The organism is Pseudomonas sp. SDO5522_S412 (assembly GCF_054071215.1).
Genome location: NZ_JBSVWQ010000120.1, coordinates 1 through 17,288, shown reverse-complemented (window position 1 = coordinate 17,288; position 17,288 = coordinate 1). Strand labels below are relative to the sequence as shown.

Genomic DNA, 17,288 nt, shown 5'->3' with positions numbered 1-17,288 from the left:
ACATTTTGACCGCGTTCTTTCAGGTGGCGCAGGTCGAATGTGGGAGCGGGCTTGCTCGCGAAGGCAATCTATAAGGCGGCGAAAATCCTTCAGGTGAACTCGAAGCTGTCCGCATCCAGGTTCGCCGGGAAGCGTGTGCGGTACTGCGCCAATTCCGCTGCGTCCAGGCACACCTGGAACACGCCGTCCGCCTCCCCTGCGCTCAGCAGGCTTTCGCCCTGGAAGTCCACGACCTGGCTGTCGCCGGTGTAGGCAAAGCCCTTGCCGTCCGTGCCCACCCGATTCACCGCCGCCACGTAGCACAGGTTTTCAATGGCCCGTGCCGGCAGCAGACGGTTCCAGTGCTGGCGACGTGCGCCCGGCCAGTTGGCGGTGTACAGCAGCAAGTCAGTGTCCTGGGCGTCACGACTCCACACCGGGAATCGCAGGTCGTAGCAGATCAACGGACGAATCCGCCACCCCTTGAGTTCGAACTGCACCTGGCGCTCGCCGGGGGTGTAGTGGTCGTGTTCACCGGCCATACGGAACAGGTGACGCTTGTCGTAGTGCAACACCTCACCATCCGGTCGCGCCCACAGCAGGCGGTTGCGGTGGCTGCCATCGGCGGCCTGGATGATCACGCTGCCGGTGATCACCGCGTTGTACTTCTTCGCCTGGGCCTGCAGCCATTGATGGGTGGGGCCGTTTTCAGGCTCGGCGAGGGTTTCCGATTCCATCGAGAAACCGGTGGTGAACATCTCCGGTAGCACGATCAGGTCGGCACCCTTGGCCTGTTCCAGCAACAGTTCAAAATGCTCCAGGTTGGCCTGGCGGTCGTGCCAGGCCAGGGTGGTTTGCACCAGGGCGATGTTCAGGTTGGGCAGTGCACTCAGATCACGCATAGTTTCTCGGCTGCTTGACGCAGCGTCTCCTCGCGTTTGGCAAAGCACAGTCGCACCAGGCGCTGGCCTTGCGGTGGGTTCCGGTAGAACACCGAGACCGGGATGGTCGCAACGCCGTGTTCGCGGGTCATCCACAGCGACATGGCGACGTCATCCAGGTCCGGGCGAATCTGTGAGTAATCCACCAATTGAAAGTAGGTACCGGCCACCCGGGTAAAGCTGAAACGCGACGGTTCCAGCAGGTCGCAGAACAGGTCGCGCTTGGCTTGATAAAAAGCCGGCAGCTCCTCGACGTGTTCCGGGTGTTCGGCCATGAAGTCTGCCAAAGCGTACTGCAACGGGGTCACGCCGCAAAAGTTGACATATTGATGCACCTTGCGCAGCTCGGCGCTGAGGGCTGGCGGCGCGACCACGTAGCCGGTTTTCCAGCCGGTGACGTGGTAGGTCTTGCCGAACGAACTGACCACAAACGCACGCTGATACAGCTCTTCGTGGGCCAACACGCTGACGTGGGGCACACCGTCGAACACCAGGTGCTCGTAGACCTCGTCGCTGACCAGGTAGATGTCGCGGTCGCGGATCAACTCGGCCAACTGGTCCAGCTCGGCACGGCTGATCAGGGCACCGGTGGGGTTATGCGGGCTGTTGAGGATGATCATGCGGGTGCGCGGCGACAGCGCAGCGCGCAGTTGCTCGAAGTCCAGGGCGAAATCATCCAGGCCCAGTTGCACGTGTACGCAGCGACCGCCTGCCAGTTCCACAGAAGGCTCGTAGCTGTCGTAGGCCGGATCGAACACGATGACTTCATCACCGCTGCGGATCACCGCCTGGATCGCACAGAAGATCGCTTCAGTGGCGCCTGGGGTGATGGTCACTTCGCTGTCGGCATTCACCGTTGCGCCATAGCTGCGGGCGATCTTGGCCGCCACTTGCTGGCGCAGTACCGGCAGGCCGGTCATCGGGGCGTATTGGTTATGGCCCAGGGCAATGTGTCTGCCCACTCCATCGAGCAACTCCTGGGGCCCGTTAAAGTCGGGAAAGCCCTGGGACAGGTTGAGCGCACCGGTTTCGGCAGCGAGTTGCGACATGGTGGTGAAGATGGTGGTGCCGACATTCGGCAGCTTGCTGGTGATCATCGGTGCGCCCCTTGCGGTGAGCCCCAAGTTTTAAGCTGCATGCCGCGAAGGGTCAACCGCCAGGCACAAAAAAAGGGCTCCGAAAGAGCCCTTTTTCAACCGATCAGGATCAGCGCTTGTCGCGGCGCTTTTTGTCGGCCTTCTTGTGGTGCGTCATCATCCGGCGCTTTTTGTTTACCTGGCGGTCGGTGAGGCTGTTCTTGTTACCTTCGTACGGGTTCTCGCCACCCTTGAACTCGATACGGATCGGCGTACCGACCAGTTTCAAGACGCGGCGGTAGGTATTTTCCAGGTAACGCACGTAGGACTTCGGCACCTTCTCCAGCTGGTTACCGTGAATCACGATAATCGGCGGGTTGGCACCACCCAAGTGAGCGTAGCGCAGCTTGATCCGACGGTTGTTGACCATCGGCGGCGCGTGCTCGCTGACCGCATCTTCAAGAATCTGGGTCAGGCGGTTGGTCGGCCAGCGGGTAACCGCGGACTTGAACGAGTTCTGCACCGAGGCGTAGAGGTTACCCACGCCGGTACCGTGCAGTGCCGATATAAAGTGGATATCGGCAAACTCGACGAAGAACAGGCGACGCTGCAGCTCGACCTTGACGTAGTCGCGCTCGCTCGGCGTCATGCCGTCCCACTTGTTGATCGCAATCACCAGGGCGCGACCGGCTTCCAGGGCAAAGCCCAGCAAGTTCAGGTCGTGGTCTACCACGCCTTCGCGGGCGTCCATGACGAAGATCACTACGTTGGCGTCTTTGATCGCCTGCAGGGTTTTCACCACGGAGAACTTTTCAACTTCTTCGTGGATCTTGCCGCGCTTGCGCACACCGGCAGTGTCGATCAGCGTGTACTTCTCGTCGTTACGCTCGAACGGGATGTAGATGCTGTCGCGAGTGGTGCCCGGCTCGTCATAGACGATTACCCGGTCTTCACCGAGCATGCGGTTGACCAGGGTCGACTTGCCGACGTTCGGACGGCCGATGATCGCGATCTTGATACCGTCTTTTTCGCTTGGGCCAGGAATGCGCTTGGCTTCCTCGCCTTCGGCAACGATTTCTTCTTCGCCTTCGACTTCATCCACGTCATCACGCGGGAAGTCGCGCAGGGCGATTTCCAGCATCTGGGTGATGCCGCGACCGTGGGCACCGGCGATCGGGATCGCATCGCCCAGGCCCATCGGGCTGAACTCGGCGCGGGCCATTTCAGGATCGATATTGTCGATCTTGTTGGCCACCACGTAGGAACGCTTGTTGCGCTTGCGCAGGTGCTCGCCAATCATCTGGTCTGCAGCGGTGTAGCCCGCGCGGGCGTCCACCAGGAACAACACGACATCAGCTTCTTCAATGGCCAGCAGCGACTGCTCGGCCATCTTTTCGTCCATGCCATGCTCGTCACCGGAGATACCACCGGTGTCGACAATAATGTAGGAGCGCCCTTGCCACTTTGCCTCACCGTATTGGCGATCACGGGTCAGACCGGACAAGTCGCCGACGATGGCGTCGCGAGTCCTGGTCAGGCGGTTGAACAAGGTGGACTTGCCGACGTTCGGTCGGCCCACCAGGGCGATTACGGGAACCATGCGGCTCTCCACTTCGTTATTTCAGAAAATACAAAAGCCGCTGCAAGGCAGCGGCTGGTGCTCGGGGCAGCGCTCGAAAGCGCCGCATGCCCTGCCGAAGCAGGGCCGCCTGGGAATTACCCCAAGCATAGTCAAACCATTACTTGATGGTCAGCGCTTCCAGTTTGCCACTGTTGCCATACACGTAAAGCATGTTACCTACCACCAGCGGACGGGCACGCAGGCCGTCGCTGTCGATACGTTCGCGACCCACGAAGCGACCGTCCACCTGGCTCAGCAGGTGCAGGTAACCTTCAAAGTCGCCTACCGCTACGTAGCTGGAGAACACTTCCGGTGCCGACAACTGACGGCGGGCCAGGGAGTCGTTGCTCCACAATGCAGTGGTGGAACGCTCGTCGACGCTTTCAACGGTGCCGGACGCCAGGCTTACGTAGACGCTGCCAAACCCTTGGGCGACACCGGCGTAGCTGGAAGCATCACGCTGCCAGTTGATCCGGCCGCTCTGCACGTCCAGCGCCGCAACACGGCCCTGATAAGTAGCGACGTAAAGGGTATCACCCGACAGCAGCAAGCCACCGTCGATGTCCACTACGCGGTCCAGTTCCGAACGACCTTGAGGAATCGCGACCCGGGTTTCCCAGGCCGGCACGCCGTTCTGGGTGTCCAGGGCGACCACTTTACCGGTCGACAGGCCTGCCAGTGCCAGGTTGCTGGTCACAACCGGACCGCTGGTACCGCGCAAGGTCAGGACCGCCGGCGTGCTGTCATACAACCAGCGCTGGTTACCGGTGGCGGCGTCGAGGCCGATCACACGGTCATCCTGGGTCTGCACGACAACCACGTCACCGTTGGTAGCCGGTGGCGAGAGCACTTCACTGGTCACGCGAGCGCGCCATTTCTCTTCACCGGTGCTCGAATCCAGTGCCACGACGTCGCCTTTCAGCGTGCCGAGCATCACCAGGCCAGAACCCACGCCAACGGCGCCGGACACAGGCAGTTCGAGGTCTTTCTTCCACTTGACGTCGCCGTTCATGCGATCCATGGAGACCACAACACCGGTGGAATCAGCGGCGTAGATAGTGTCACCGTCGATCGCCGGGACCATCAGGTTGTACAGATCGCCCTGACCGTCACCAATGGAGCGGCTCCACTGCTTTTGCAGGACCACTTCTTCCTTGAAGCTGGTCAGCTCGGCCGGAGGCAGTTCTTTTTTGCTGTTGCTGCTGCAACCCGCGGCCAAAACGGCCAGAGCCAGCAATGCTGCATGTTTCCAACGGATCACGTCACGCATCCCCTTTGGCCAAGTCGTCGAGCTTGATTTGTAAGCCACCGACCGCCGCTTCATCAGACAGCGCCGCCTTGGCTTTTTGGTACGCAGCATTGGCTTCGTCGGTACGACCCAATTGGACCAGGAGGTCGCCCTTGAGCTCTTCACGAGTGGCCAGGAATGCCTTGTCAGCATCGCCGTCGAGCAGTTTCAGTGCTTCGTCGGCCTTGTTCTGTGCCGCCAGTACCTGAGCCAGACGCTGACGTGCGATTTCACCCAGTGTCGGGTTGGCCGGCTTGTCGGTGATGGCTTTCAGCTCGGAGGCAGCGTCATCCAGCTTGCCGTTGTCGACCGCAACTTTTGCGACGAACAGGCTGCCGTATTGCGCGTAGGTGCTACCGCCGAATTCGCTCTTCAGCTTGCCGGCCAGGTCTGCAACCTGGGCCAGGTCAGGCTTGCCGTTTGGCGTCAGCGTGGTTTCCAGCAGTTGCTGATAGATAATCGAGGCGCCTTGCGACTGGTTAGCCTGATACTTGTGCCAGGCTTGCCAGCCGAACACCACTACTAAAGCCAGCAAGCCGCCAGTGACCAGGGGCTTGCCGTTGCGCTGCCACCAGTCTTTGAACTCGGCCAGCTGGTCATCATCAGTACTCGACACCCCAATACTCCTTAATCGCTAAATCGGCTGTTTGACAGCTTCAACCCTGCACGATGCAGGTGGCCAGGTGCGCTGCAAGCGCATCAAAGGCAATGCTTTGTTGTTCACCCTGACCACGCAGGGGTTTGAAACTTACCACTTGCTGGGCCAATTCATCATCACCCAGGATCAGTGCATACAACGCACCGCTCTTGTCGGCTTTCTTGAACTGGCTTTTGAAGCTGCCGGCGCCGGCATTGACTTGCAGGCGCAGGTTCGGCAGTTGGTCGCGCAGTTTCTCGCTCAGGGCCAGGGCAGCCAGTTCGGCCGCCTCGCCAAAGGCACAGAAGTACACGTCCACCTGACGGGAGATTTCTTCGGGAACCTGCTCCAGGGTTTCCAGCAGCAGGATCAGCCGCTCGATGCCCATGGCAAAACCTACGCCGGTGGTTGGCTTGCCGCCCATCTGCTCGACCAGGCCGTCGTAACGACCACCGGCACACACCGTGCCCTGGGCGCCGAGCTTGTCGGTGACCCACTCGAACACGGTCTTGCTGTAGTAATCGAGGCCACGCACCAGTTTCGGGTTGATGACGTAAGGAATACCGGCTGCATCCAGGCGAGCCTTGAGGCCCTCGAAGTGGATACGGGACTCGTCGTCCAGGTAGTCGGCCATTTTCGGCGCATCCACCAGTACGGCCTGGGTCTCGGCGTTCTTGGTGTCCAGTACCCGCAGCGGGTTGGTTTTCAGGCGGCGCTGGCTGTCTTCGTCGAGCTTGTCCAGGTGGGCCGACAGGAATTCCACCAGGGCTTCGCGGTAGCGGCCCCGGGATTCGCTGGTGCCCAGGCTGTTGAGTTCAAGCTTGACCGCATCACGGATGCCCAGCATGCCCCACAGGCGCCAGGTCAGCACGATCAGCTCGGCGTCGATGTCCGGACCGTCTAGGTTGAAGACTTCCAGGCCGATCTGGTGAAACTGGCGATAACGGCCTTTCTGCGGACGCTCGTGGCGGAACATCGGGCCGATGTACCAGAGCTTCTGCGGCTGGCCACCGCCGGTGAGGCCATGTTCGAGCACCGCACGCACACACGCGGCAGTACCTTCCGGACGCAGGGTCAGGGAGTCACCGTTGCGGTCTTCGAAGGTGTACATCTCTTTTTCGACGATGTCGGTCACTTCACCGATGGAGCGCTTGAACAGCTCGGTGAACTCGACGATCGGCATGCGGATCTGCTTGTAACCGTAGTTATCCAGCAGGCGCGCGACTGTGCCCTCGAAGTAGCGCCACAGGGGCGTCTGCTCAGGCAGGATGTCGTTCATGCCACGAATGGCTTGCAGAGACTTGCTCACATCAAATCCTTAAATTCGTTCGATCAGCCGCGCGCGATAACCGCTGCGTCAGCTTCGACCTTTTCGGCCGCTTTCTGGCGGATCAGCCGTTCCAGCTCATCCACCAGATTGTCATTCGTCAATTTCTGCGACGGCTTGCCGTCGATGTAAATCAGGTTTGGCGTACCACCGGTCAGGCCCACATGGGCCTCTTTGGCCTCACCCGGCCCGTTGACCACACAGCCGATCACCGCGACATCCAGCGGCACCAGCAGGTCTTCGAGGCGTACTTCCAGTTCGTTCATGGTTTTCACCACGTCGAAGTTCTGCCGCGAGCAGCTCGGGCAGGCAATGAAGTTGATGCCACGGGAACGCAAATGCAGGGATTTGAGAATGTCGTAACCGACTTTCACTTCCTCTACCGGGTCTGCCGCGAGGGAGATGCGAATAGTATCGCCAATCCCGTCGGCCAGCAGCATACCGAGACCCACCGCAGATTTCACTGTGCCTGAGCGTAAACCGCCGGCTTCGGTGATACCCAGGTGCAGCGGCTGGACGATTTCCTTGGCCAGCAGGCGGTACGCTTCTACCGCCATGAACACGTCGGAAGCCTTTACGCTGACCTTGAAGTCCTGGAAATTCAGGCGTTCGAGGTGTTCAACGTGGCGCAGCGCGGACTCGACCAGTGCGGCCGGCGTCGGCTCGCCGTACTTCTTTTGCAGGTCTTTTTCCAGCGAGCCGGCGTTGACGCCGATGCGAATTGGAATCCCGCGATCACGGGCGGCATCCACCACGGCGCGAACCCGGTCTTCACGGCCGATGTTGCCCGGGTTGATCCGCAGGCAATCGACGCCCAACTCGGCCACGCGCAACGCGATCTTGTAGTCGAAGTGGATATCGGCGACCAGCGGCACCTTGACCAGTTGCTTGATGCGGCCAAAGGCTTCGGCAGCGTCCATGTCCGGTACGGATACACGCACGATGTCGACGCCCGCCGCTTCCAGGCGGTTGATCTGGGCGACAGTGGCCGCCACATCATTGGTGTCGCTGTTGGTCATGCTTTGTACTGCGATGGGGGCATCGCCGCCCACCGGCACCGAGCCGACCCAGATCTTGCGCGATACGCGACGTTTGATTGGAGATTCGCCGTGCATGACTTTATTGTCCCAACTTGAGGCGAGCAGTCTCGCCACTGGTGAACGGCGCCACGTCCACAGGCTGGCCGTTGTAGGCCACTTGCGCGCCACGGGCAAAGCCCAGACGCAGCGTCAAAGGAGGCTTGCCGCCCTGGTCAAGTGTATCTCCCTTACGCTTCAGACCACTGAACAGCACCTTGCCGTTGCCATCGGAGACTTGCGTCCAGCAGTCAGCGACGTAGGTAATTTGTACTCGGCCATCACCGGCGATCAGTACCGGGGTGGTTGGCGCGGAAATCGCCGGGGCGACGGGAGCCGTTGTTGCCGGAGCCTGCGCCGGTACTGCTGGCGTTGCTGGCGTATGAGCTGGAGCAGCAGGCGTCACTGCAACCGCTGGAGCGGGTGCGACGGGTGCCACTGCGGCGGCAGTACCTGCTTCGGGCGCAGGCTGCTCGGCGCTTGGCTCTGCCTCAGGCGCCGCCTGACCCTGGGCCACGGCCTGGTCTTCCGGCTCATCCAACGGATGAATCTGGGTGGTGCCGTCGGCGCTTTCGACTTCGACGTGCTCCATGGCGTTGCTGGACAAGTCTTTGCCACGCTGGGCGGTCTGATCCTGCCACCATACAAAACCACCGCCGATCACGGCGATGAGCAGCAACAGGCTGACAATGCGCAAAATGGTGTGGGAAACCCGCACAGGCTCTTCAATGCGGCCAAGACCATGGACATTGCTGCCCTGGGAATCGGTACCGGTGATTTGGTCGAACTCCTGGACCAATGCAGCCTGGTCGATACCCAGCAACTTGGCGTAGGCGCGGATATAGCCGCGGGCAAAGGTGTGCCCTGGCAGCTTGTCGAATGCGCCAGCTTCAAGGTTGCCCAATGAAGTCGTGGTCAAATTGAGCTTGAGGGCCACTTCTGCCAGCGACCAACCATTGCTTTCGCGGGCCTGACGCAAGGTCTCGCCTGGGTTTCCACGATTAGCTGCTACAACTTCCGGGTGCGCCGCTTTCATCATTGCTCCGACAGGTATTGCTGATATTCCGGCGTACCGGGATAGAGTCGTTCGAGTTGCTGGCCAAAACGTGCGGCCTTGTCGCGTTCTTCATGAACCGTCGCCAGGCGCACACCGAGCAATAGACTACGTGCATTTTGCCCGCTCAGCAGGCTAAAACGCTCGTAATAGTCACGTGCCGGCACATAATGCCTGTCTTCGAAGGACAACTCAGCCATTTCGAGCAAGGCCCGTGGCTGGCGCTGGTTCAGGTGCAGGGCTTTTTCCAGTTGCTGGCGTGCGGTGTCGCGCTGGCCGAGAAGCATTGAGGTCACCCCCAGGTTCTCGAAAACCCGCGAACGCTCAGGATAGAGGGTATCGGCCGCAGCCTGCTGGAAATATTCGGATGCCTGGGCATAACGTTTCTGCGCAAACAAAAAACTGCCGTAGTTATTCAGCAGTCTTGGATCGCCAGGGCGTGTGGCCAGGGCCTTTTGGAAATATTGATCGGCCAATTCGGGCTCGGCCTGGGCCTGGAACACCAAGGCCAACGCAGCATTGGCGTCGGCGTCGCTGCCATCCAGCTCGAGGGCTTTTTTCAGCGGCACCTTGGCCTGTTCGGTCATCCCTTGCTGCAAGTACCCCAAGCCCAGCTGCACATAGGCAGCTCGCGCTTCGTCACGGCCCTTGCCGGTTTGCAACGGGCTGTCATGGCCCGATGAAACACAGCCAGCCGCGAGGCTGGCAACAAGCAAAAGCAGCGCAAGGCGCAAGGGCATAGAGATCCTCTCTCAGGTTCGAGTCGCGGCGCTTTGCGGCATATCGTCGGCGGCACTCAATTCACGCACGGCGATATAACGTTCGCTGCGACGGGTGCGATCCAGCACCTGTCCTACCAATTGGCCACATGCCGCATCGATGTCTTCGCCGCGGGTGGTGCGCACGGTGACATTGAAGCCTGCATGGTGCAGTTGATCCTGGAAACGGCGGATGGCGTTGTTGCTCGGCCGCTCATAGCCAGAATGGGGAAACGGGTTAAACGGAATCAGGTTGATCTTGCACGGTACGTTCTTGAGCAACTCGATCATCTCGACCGCGTGCTCGACCTTGTCGTTGATGTCCTTGAGCATGGTGTACTCAATGGTCAACACACGCTTTTCGCCCAAGGTCGCCATGTAACGCTGGCAAGATTCGAGCAGCATCTTAAGCGGATACTTCTTGTTGATCGGCACCAATTGGTTACGCAATGCGTCATTCGGTGCGTGCAGCGACAACGCCAGGGAGACGTCGATGTGCTTGGCCAGCTCATCGATCATCGGTACCACGCCGGAGGTCGACAGGGTCACGCGGCGCTTGGAGATACCGTAGCCCAGGTCGTCCATCATCAGGTGCATGGCCGCGACAACGTTGTCGAAGTTCAGCAGCGGCTCGCCCATGCCCATCATCACCACGTTGGTGATGGCACGGTCGGCGGTCGCCGGGATGCTGCCGAACGATTTATTGGCAATCCACACCTGGCCGATGACTTCGGCGGCGGTGAGGTTGCTGTTGAAACCTTGCTTGCCGGTGGAGCAGAAACTGCAGTCCAGGGCACAGCCTGCCTGGGACGAAACGCACAGAGTGCCGCGCTTGCCCTGGGGAATGTACACGGTCTCGACGCAGCTGCCGGACGCCACGCGCACCACCCACTTACGGGTGCCATCGGTGGAAATGTCCTCGCTGACCACTTCGGGCCCGCGAACTTCGGCAATGGCCTTGAGCTTGTCGCGCAGGGCCTTGCTGACGTTCGTCATGGCGTCGAAATCATCGACGCCAAGATGGTGAATCCACTTCATTACCTGAGCGGCACGAAAACGCTTCTCCCCGATTGAGTCGAAGAATTTTTCCATTTCCTGTTGAGTCAGACCCAGCAGGTTGGTTTTTGCAGTCAATGTAGTCATGGATTCACCTTCGCTCTTTTAAGCCAATGCTTAGCGAGCGGTTACTTCAGTAGCAGCGAAAAAGTACGAGATTTCGCGGGCAGCAGCGGCTTCGGAGTCCGAACCGTGAACGGCGTTGGCGTCGATCGATTCAGCGAAGTCAGCACGGATGGTGCCGGCAGCAGCTTCTTTAGGGTTGGTAGCGCCCATCAGCTCACGGTTCAGAGCGATAGCGTTTTCGCCTTCCAGAACCTGAACAACAACAGGGCCGGAGATCATGAAGGCAACCAGGTCGCCGAAGAAACCACGAGCGCTGTGCTCAGCGTAGAAGCCTTCAGCTTCAGCCTTGGACAGTTGCTTGAGTTTCGAAGCTACAACCTTCAGGCCGGCTTTTTCGAAACGAGTGGTGATCTCGCCGATGACGTTTTTTGCAACAGCGTCAGGCTTGATGATGGAGAAAGTACGTTGAACAGCCATGGTGTAACTCCAGAAACGGTAATTTGCGAAAAATTAAACCCGCGAATTATACGCGGGTTCTTGGGTATTGCCTAACTGCGTAAAAAGGCGATTCAGTCTGCTTCTTCGATCCACAGGCCTTGTATCGCCTCAAGAACCTTTTCGCCACCCCGATCCGGGATGTCGTCAAATTCCGGCAGCTGCATCACCAGGTTGCGCAACTTGACGAAGTTCACCGACAGAGGATCGACATCCGGGTGAGCTTCAGCAAGTTGTATAGCGATTTCTTGTACATCAACCCATTTCAGGCTCATGACATTTCCTTGAATCAATGCGGCGCTTCGGCGGCATGGTTGAGCGAATACTTCGGAATCTCGACGGTGAGGTCTTCTGTTCCCACTTTTGCCTGACAGCTCAATCGCGACGTCGGCTCAAGGCCCCACGCCCTATCAAGATAGTCCTCTTCCAGCTCATCAGCCTCTTCCAGGCTATTGAAACCTTCGCGGATGATGCAATGGCACGTGGTACAGGCGTTAACGCCGCCGCAGGCGCTTTCGATCTCGATGTGGTTATCGTGAGCGACTTCGAGAATGGACTTGCCGGTCTCAGCCTCCACAACCATACCGTCCGGGCAATGCTCGGCGTGTGGCAGAAAAATGATCTGCGGCATCAGTTAATCCTCAAGTTCATTCAAGTTGCGGCCCGCCAGGGCGGCTTTTACCGTCTGGTCCATACGACGGGCGGCAAAGGCATCGGTCACTTGCGACAGGCGCTTGGTCTGTTGCTCGATGGCGTAACCATCGGTGCCTTTCATCAATTCAGCCAGTTCCTGCATTTGCAGGTCGATGACCATGCGCTCTTCGGCATCCAGCAGACGTTCGCCGTCAGCTTCCAGGGCGCCCTGCACCGCTTCGAGCAGGCGCTGGGCGTCGACTTGCTGCTCACGCAGCACGCGGGCGACCTTGTCGTCACCGGCGTACTGGAACGAATCCTTGAGCATCTTGGCGATTTCACCGTCGGTCAGGCCGTAGGACGGCTTGACCTGGATGCTGGCTTCAACGCCGGAGGCCAGTTCGCGAGCGGCAACGCTGAGCAAGCCGTCGGCGTCGACCTGGAAGGTCACGCGAATCTTCGCCGCACCAGCCACCATCGCCGGAATGCCGCGCAATTCGAAGCGCGCCAGGGAACGGCAGTCGCTGATCAGCTCACGCTCGCCCTGCAGCACATGAATCATCATGGCCGTCTGACCATCTTTGTACGTGGTGAAGTCCTGGGCGCGGGCAACGGGGATGGTGGTGTTGCGTGGAATCACCTTCTCCATCAGGCCGCCCATGGTTTCCAGCCCCAGGGACAACGGGATCACGTCAAGCAGAAGCAGTTCGCCACCATCACGCTTGTTACCGGCGAGGGTATCGGCCTGGATCGCGGCACCGATAGCCACCACTTGATCCGGGTCGATTTCAGTCAGCGGCTGACGGCCGAAGGCTTCAGCGACCGCCTCACGAACACGCGGCACGCGGGTCGAACCACCCACCATGACCACGGCGACCACGTCTTCCAGCTCGACACCGGAATCACGCACGGCGCGGCGGCATGCTTTCAGGCTGCGGGCGACCATCGGTTCGATCAACGAATCGAACGCTTCGCGGGTCAGTTGAGCCGACCAGCTACCGTAGGAAACTTCAACCGACGCAGCGTCAGTCAGCGCTTCTTTGGCGGCACAGGCAGTTTGCAGCAAATTACGTTGCGCACCCGGGTCCAGGTCGGCAGACAAGCCGGCACTGGTGATGATCCAGCCAGCAATGGCGTGATCGAAGTCATCGCCACCCAGGGCGGTATCGCCACCGGTAGCCAGCACTTCGAAGACACCGCCGGTCAGGCGCAGGATCGAAATATCAAAGGTACCGCCGCCCAGGTCGTAAATAGCCACCAGACCTTCGGCGTGCTGATCCAGGCCGTAAGCCACAGCGGCTGCGGTCGGCTCGTTGAGCAGGCGCAGCACGTTCAGGCCGGCAAGTTTCGCCGCATCCTTGGTGGCCTGGCGCTGAGCGTCATCGAAATATGCAGGAACAGTAATCACCGCACCTACCAGTTCGCCACCCAAGGTGGTCTCGGCGCGCTGGCGCAAGACCTTGAGGATATCGGCCGACACTTGCACCGGGCTTTTCGGGCCCTGGATCGTGTCGATGAACGGCATATGTGATTCGCCGCCGACAAAGCGGTAGGGAAGCTGGTCGCCCAGCTGCTTGACGTCGGACAAACCACGACCCATCAAGCGCTTGACCGACAGCACGGTATTCAAAGGATCGGTAGACGCCGCCAGCTTGGCCGACTCGCCCACTTCGGTGCGGTCAGCGTGATAACGCACGGCAGACGGCAGGATGACCTGGCCATCCGCGTCGGGCAGCGGCTCGGAAAGACCGCTGCGCAATGCAGCGACCAGCGAATTGGTAGTGCCCAAGTCAATCCCGACCGCCAGACGACGCTGGTGCGGTTGAGGACTTTGACCGGGTTCGGCGATCTGCAGTAGGGCCATGGTAATCAGGACTTATCTGTATATCAGGCGTGCAACCTGGGCGGCACTGGGTTAATCGTCGAGGCGCTCTTCTAACTGGCGCACTTCGTAGGTGAGCTTGTCGAGGAACTGCATGCGCCGCATCAGGCGTTCGGCCTGTTCACGTTGCGCTGCATCATCCCAACAGGCTGCGAAGCTTTCGTTGAGTTCATCCTGGGCCACTTTCAGACGGCGCTTGAACACTGCGACTCCGGCCAGATCAGCCTCGTCCTGCAGTTCTTCAAGCTCCTCGCGCCATTGCATCTGCTGCATCAGGAAATCAGGGTCCTGGACCGTGACTTCAAGCGGCAGCTCGCGACCGCCCATGGCGAGCAGGTAGCGCGCGCGTTTGGGAGGGTTCTTGAGCGTCTGATAGGCTTCGTTGAGGCTGGCTGATTGCTCCAGCGCCAAGCGTTGCTCACGCTCGGAAGCGTCAGCAAAACGGTCCGGATGCACCCCACGCGCCAGTTCACGGTAGCGCGTGGCAAGCTGTTCAAGGTCCAGTCGAAAACTCGGCTGCAGCTCGAACAAAGCGAAATGACAAGGAGTACCCACGATCAGCCTCAGATATTGAAGCTTTCGCCGCAGCCACATTCACCGCGTACGTTGGGGTTGTTGAACTTGAAGCCTTCGTTCAACCCTTCCTTGACGAAATCGAGTTCGGTGCCGTCCAGGTAAGTCAGGCTTTTCGGGTCGATAATCACTTTTTCACCGTGACTCTCGAACACCTGATCTTCCTCGACCACCTCGTCGACAAACTCCAGCACGTAGGCAAGGCCGGAACAGCCCGTGGTGCGAACACCCAGACGAATCCCCTCACCTTTACCGCGCCCATTCAGGGAGCGGCGAATGTGCTGCGCAGCCGCTTCTGTCATGCTGATAGCCATCGTGACTCCTTACTCGTCGCCAAATTGCTTAAATCAAGCCTTTCTTCTGCTTGTAGTCGCGAACAGCCGCCTTGATGGCGTCTTCTGCGAGTACCGAGCAGTGGATTTTCACTGGCGGCAGGGCCAGTTCTTCGGCCAGCTGGGTGTTGCTGATAGTCACAGCCTCATCCAGGGTCTTGCCTTTCATCCATTCGGTCGCCAGGGAGCTGGAGGCGATGGCCGAACCGCAACCGTATGTCTTGAACTTGGCGTCTTCGATAACGCCAGCTTCGTTGACCTTGATCTGCAGGCGCATAACGTCGCCGCACGCCGGAGCGCCGACCATGCCGGTGCCGACATCAGGGTCTTCCGCGTTCATCTTGCCGACGTTGCGCGGGTTTTCGTAGTGGTCGATGACCTTTTCGCTGTAAGCCATGGTACTGAATCCTCACTCATCAGGGCCGCTCTGGAACCCTGTAAATACGCCTGCGTTTTCCGCCACGTCTTTACAGAGCCTTTTGGGTGGCGGCTTCTATAGTTAGTGTGCCGCCCACTCGATCTTGGAAATATCGACACCGTCTTTGTACATGTCCCACAGAGGCGACAAGGTACGCAGCTTGGTGACGGCCTCGCAGACTTTCTGCGCGGCGTAGTCGACTTCTTCTTCAGTGGTGAAACGGCCGAACGTAAAGCGGATCGAGCTGTGAGCCAATTCGTCGTTGCGGCCCAGGGCGCGCAGAACGTAGGACGGCTCAAGGGAAGCCGAGGTGCAGGCCGAACCGGACGAAACCGCCAGGTCCTTGAGCGCCATGATCAGCGACTCGCCTTCGACGTAGTTGAAGCTCAAATTCAGGTTGTGCGGTACACGAGCAGTCATGCTGCCGTTGATGTACAGCTCTTCAAGGTGCTCGACCTGCTTGTAGAAGCGATCGCTCAAGGCCTTGATGCGCACGTTTTCAGCAGCCATGTCTTCCTTGGCCACACGGAACGCTTCGCCGATGCCGACGATCTGGTGGGTCGCCAGGGTGCCGGAACGCATGCCGCGCTCGTGACCGCCGCCGTGCATGGTGGCTTCGATACGCACGCGAGGCTTGCGGCTCACGTACAGCGCACCAATGCCTTTAGGGCCATAGGTCTTGTGGGCAGAGAACGACATCAGGTCGACTTTCAGTTTCGACAGGTCGATATCGACCTTGCCGGTGGACTGAGCAGCGTCGACATGCAGCAACACGCCCTTGGAGCGGGTCAGCTCGCCGATGGCGGCGATGTCGTTGATGGTGCCGATTTCGTTGTTCACGTGGATCACGGAAACCAGGATGGTGTCTTCACGCATCGCAGCTTCGATCATCGCAGGGGTCACGATACCGTCGGTGGTTGGCTCGAGGTAGGTGATCTCGAAACCTTCACGTTCCAGTTGGCGCATGGTGTCGAGGACAGCCTTGTGCTCAATCTTGGTGGTGATCAGGTGTTTGCCTTTGGTCGCGTAGAAATGCGCCGCACCCTTGATTGCCAGGTTATCGGACTCGGTGGCACCGGAGGTCCAGACGATTTCACGCGGGTCGGCATTCACCAGGTCAGCGACCTGGCGACGAGCGTTTTCCACTGCCTCTTCAGCTTTCCAGCCGAAAACGTGGGAACGGGACGCCGGGTTACCGAAGTTTCCGTCAACCAGCAGGCATTCGCTCATCTTTTGCGCGACACGCGGATCAACCGGGGTGGTCGCTGAGTAATCAAGGTAAATCGGCAATTTCATGGACTTTCTCCTAAATCAGGCTGGCTGGCGTGCCGTTAGCTCTTCGGCTGTCACTCGACGGCGGACGCTTCAATCTTGTCCAGACGCGGCGCCTTGGTGTTGCAACGGCGCTGGTCCTGACGCTGGGCTACTTCTTGCACCTCACGGCGAGTCACAAGATCAGCCAAGCTGATACCACTCAAAAACTCATGGATCTGCAGGCTCAGGTCACACCACAAGTGGTGCGTAAGGCAGGTATCGCCTGCGTGGCAATCACCCAGGCCCTGGCATTTGGTGGCATCGACGGATTCGTTCACCGCGTCGATCACCTGGGCGACCTGGATGCCCTGCATGTCGCGGGACAGTTGATAGCCGCCGCCTGGACCACGAACGCTGGAAACCAGATTGCTGCGGCGCAACTTGGCGAACAACTGCTCGAGGTAGGACAGGGAAATGCCTTGGCGCTCGGAGATATCGGCCAGGGACACCGGCCCATTTTGCGCGTGCAAGGCCAGGTCAAGCATGGCGGTCACCGCGTATCGGCCTTTTGTAGTCAGTCTCATGGACAAGTACCAAGGTGTTTCAGAATGGGAGCAAGTATGCGATTCCCGAGTATTTAAGTCAACTATAAGACCTAGTACTTTAGTCAGGAATACCCGTAAAAAGGGCGCGCGAATCATAGCAGGGCGGGACGGGATGGACCAGCGGGAACAGGGCCAAGCGGGAATTCGGGGCTAATGAAGGTCAAAATGTGGGAGCGGGCTTGCTCGCGAATGCGGTGGATCAGTCGATATTTTCGTT

The 17,288-nt window shown here is 59.5% G+C and carries 19 protein-coding genes; all 19 read right to left on the bottom strand.

Going from position 1 to position 17,288, the window contains the following annotated elements:
- Positions 1-89 precede the first annotated feature (89 nt).
- Complete coding sequence (locus ACW9I6_RS21390) at positions 90-881, bottom strand: amidohydrolase (RefSeq protein WP_457339791.1); 792 nt, start codon at positions 879-881, stop codon at positions 90-92.
- Entirely contained in the window at positions 869-2,017 is a 1,149-nt protein-coding gene (locus tag ACW9I6_RS21385) for a pyridoxal phosphate-dependent aminotransferase (RefSeq protein WP_003209660.1), read from the bottom strand. Before ACW9I6_RS21385 ends, ACW9I6_RS21390 begins: the two co-directional genes overlap by 13 nt.
- A gap of 109 nt (positions 2,018-2,126) precedes the next feature.
- Complete coding sequence (gene der / locus ACW9I6_RS21380) at positions 2,127-3,596, bottom strand: ribosome biogenesis GTPase Der (RefSeq protein ID WP_003209661.1); 1,470 nt, start codon at positions 3,594-3,596, stop codon at positions 2,127-2,129.
- 139 nt (positions 3,597-3,735) lie between these two features.
- Positions 3,736-4,887 (bottom strand): outer membrane protein assembly factor BamB, encoded by a 1,152-nt coding sequence (gene bamB, locus ACW9I6_RS21375; protein WP_003209662.1) that lies wholly within the window; start codon positions 4,885-4,887, stop codon positions 3,736-3,738.
- Positions 4,880-5,521, bottom strand: coding sequence for a YfgM family protein (locus tag ACW9I6_RS21370; RefSeq protein ID WP_003209663.1), 642 nt, complete (start codon positions 5,519-5,521; stop codon positions 4,880-4,882). Before ACW9I6_RS21370 ends, bamB begins: the two co-directional genes overlap by 8 nt.
- A gap of 40 nt (positions 5,522-5,561) precedes the next feature.
- A complete protein-coding gene (gene hisS, locus ACW9I6_RS21365) occupies positions 5,562-6,851 on the bottom strand; it encodes a histidine--tRNA ligase (protein WP_003209664.1) in 1,290 nt (429 codons plus the stop codon).
- A gap of 23 nt (positions 6,852-6,874) precedes the next feature.
- Positions 6,875-7,984, bottom strand: a complete 1,110-nt coding sequence (gene ispG / locus ACW9I6_RS21360; protein ID WP_003209666.1) for a flavodoxin-dependent (E)-4-hydroxy-3-methylbut-2-enyl-diphosphate synthase — start codon at positions 7,982-7,984, stop codon at positions 6,875-6,877.
- Between the two features lie 4 nt (positions 7,985-7,988).
- The gene (locus ACW9I6_RS21355) at positions 7,989-8,981 is read right to left on the bottom strand and encodes a RodZ domain-containing protein (protein ID WP_003209667.1); all 993 of its coding nucleotides are present in this window, start codon (positions 8,979-8,981) and stop codon (positions 7,989-7,991) included.
- Entirely contained in the window at positions 8,981-9,739 is a 759-nt protein-coding gene (gene pilW, locus ACW9I6_RS21350) for a type IV pilus biogenesis/stability protein PilW (protein WP_003209669.1), read from the bottom strand. The genes ACW9I6_RS21355 and pilW overlap by 1 nt, the downstream gene beginning before the upstream one ends.
- Before the next feature lie 12 nt (positions 9,740-9,751).
- Entirely contained in the window at positions 9,752-10,900 is a 1,149-nt protein-coding gene (rlmN, locus tag ACW9I6_RS21345; RefSeq protein ID WP_003209670.1) for a 23S rRNA (adenine(2503)-C(2))-methyltransferase RlmN, read from the bottom strand.
- Between the two features lie 30 nt (positions 10,901-10,930).
- On the bottom strand, positions 10,931-11,356 hold the full coding sequence (gene ndk, locus ACW9I6_RS21340; RefSeq protein WP_003175956.1) for a nucleoside-diphosphate kinase: 426 nt from the start codon (positions 11,354-11,356) through the stop codon (positions 10,931-10,933).
- Between the two features lie 92 nt (positions 11,357-11,448).
- On the bottom strand, positions 11,449-11,649 hold the full coding sequence (gene iscX, locus ACW9I6_RS21335) for a Fe-S cluster assembly protein IscX (protein WP_003209673.1): 201 nt from the start codon (positions 11,647-11,649) through the stop codon (positions 11,449-11,451).
- 14 nt (positions 11,650-11,663) lie between these two features.
- Positions 11,664-12,005, bottom strand: a complete 342-nt coding sequence (gene fdx, locus ACW9I6_RS21330; RefSeq protein WP_003209674.1) for an ISC system 2Fe-2S type ferredoxin — start codon at positions 12,003-12,005, stop codon at positions 11,664-11,666.
- Positions 12,006-12,008: 3 nt separating this feature from the next.
- Positions 12,009-13,871 carry a Fe-S protein assembly chaperone HscA gene (gene hscA, locus ACW9I6_RS21325; RefSeq protein WP_457339790.1) on the bottom strand — a complete coding sequence of 621 codons (1,863 nt, stop codon included), beginning with the start codon at positions 13,869-13,871 and terminating at the stop codon, positions 12,009-12,011.
- Positions 13,872-13,922: 51 nt separating this feature from the next.
- Positions 13,923-14,444 (bottom strand): co-chaperone HscB, encoded by a 522-nt coding sequence (gene hscB / locus ACW9I6_RS21320; RefSeq protein WP_008438289.1) that lies wholly within the window; start codon positions 14,442-14,444, stop codon positions 13,923-13,925.
- Positions 14,445-14,452: 8 nt separating this feature from the next.
- Positions 14,453-14,776, bottom strand: coding sequence for an iron-sulfur cluster assembly protein IscA (gene iscA / locus ACW9I6_RS21315; protein ID WP_003209680.1), 324 nt, complete (start codon positions 14,774-14,776; stop codon positions 14,453-14,455).
- A 28-nt stretch (positions 14,777-14,804) separates the two neighbouring features.
- Positions 14,805-15,191 carry a Fe-S cluster assembly scaffold IscU gene (iscU, locus tag ACW9I6_RS21310; RefSeq protein WP_003209682.1) on the bottom strand — a complete coding sequence of 129 codons (387 nt, stop codon included), beginning with the start codon at positions 15,189-15,191 and terminating at the stop codon, positions 14,805-14,807.
- A gap of 102 nt (positions 15,192-15,293) precedes the next feature.
- Positions 15,294-16,508: an IscS subfamily cysteine desulfurase gene (locus ACW9I6_RS21305; protein ID WP_088423701.1), complete on the bottom strand. Its 1,215-nt coding sequence runs from the start codon at positions 16,506-16,508 to the stop codon at positions 15,294-15,296.
- 50 nt (positions 16,509-16,558) lie between these two features.
- The gene (gene iscR / locus ACW9I6_RS21300; RefSeq protein WP_003210305.1) at positions 16,559-17,050 is read right to left on the bottom strand and encodes a Fe-S cluster assembly transcriptional regulator IscR; all 492 of its coding nucleotides are present in this window, start codon (positions 17,048-17,050) and stop codon (positions 16,559-16,561) included.
- Positions 17,051-17,288 lie beyond the last annotated feature (238 nt).

Excerpts from the sequence above, each read along its gene's own strand:
- bamB (WP_003209662.1), bottom strand. The coding sequence starts at position 4,887 with ATGCGTGACGTGATCCGTTGGAAACATGCAGCATTGCTGGCTCTGGCC.
- hscA (WP_457339790.1), bottom strand. The coding sequence starts at position 13,871 with ATGGCCCTACTGCAGATCGCCGAACCCGGTCAAAGTCCTCAACCGCAC.
- iscX (WP_003209673.1), bottom strand. The coding sequence starts at position 11,649 with ATGAGCCTGAAATGGGTTGATGTACAAGAAATCGCTATACAACTTGCT.
- ACW9I6_RS21385 (WP_003209660.1), bottom strand. The coding sequence starts at position 2,017 with ATGATCACCAGCAAGCTGCCGAATGTCGGCACCACCATCTTCACCACC.
- ndk (WP_003175956.1), bottom strand. The coding sequence starts at position 11,356 with ATGGCTGTTCAACGTACTTTCTCCATCATCAAGCCTGACGCTGTTGCA.
- ispG (WP_003209666.1), bottom strand. The coding sequence starts at position 7,984 with ATGCACGGCGAATCTCCAATCAAACGTCGCGTATCGCGCAAGATCTGG.
- iscA (WP_003209680.1), bottom strand. The coding sequence starts at position 14,776 with ATGGCTATCAGCATGACAGAAGCGGCTGCGCAGCACATTCGCCGCTCC.
- der (WP_003209661.1), bottom strand. The coding sequence starts at position 3,596 with ATGGTTCCCGTAATCGCCCTGGTGGGCCGACCGAACGTCGGCAAGTCC.
- iscU (WP_003209682.1), bottom strand. The coding sequence starts at position 15,191 with ATGGCTTACAGCGAAAAGGTCATCGACCACTACGAAAACCCGCGCAAC.
- ACW9I6_RS21355 (WP_003209667.1), bottom strand. The coding sequence starts at position 8,981 with ATGAAAGCGGCGCACCCGGAAGTTGTAGCAGCTAATCGTGGAAACCCA.
- ACW9I6_RS21390 (WP_457339791.1), bottom strand. The coding sequence starts at position 881 with ATGCGTGATCTGAGTGCACTGCCCAACCTGAACATCGCCCTGGTGCAA.
- rlmN (WP_003209670.1), bottom strand. The coding sequence starts at position 10,900 with ATGACTACATTGACTGCAAAAACCAACCTGCTGGGTCTGACTCAACAG.
- iscR (WP_003210305.1), bottom strand. The coding sequence starts at position 17,050 with ATGAGACTGACTACAAAAGGCCGATACGCGGTGACCGCCATGCTTGAC.
- pilW (WP_003209669.1), bottom strand. The coding sequence starts at position 9,739 with ATGCCCTTGCGCCTTGCGCTGCTTTTGCTTGTTGCCAGCCTCGCGGCT.
- ACW9I6_RS21305 (WP_088423701.1), bottom strand. The coding sequence starts at position 16,508 with ATGAAATTGCCGATTTACCTTGATTACTCAGCGACCACCCCGGTTGAT.
- fdx (WP_003209674.1), bottom strand. The coding sequence starts at position 12,005 with ATGCCGCAGATCATTTTTCTGCCACACGCCGAGCATTGCCCGGACGGT.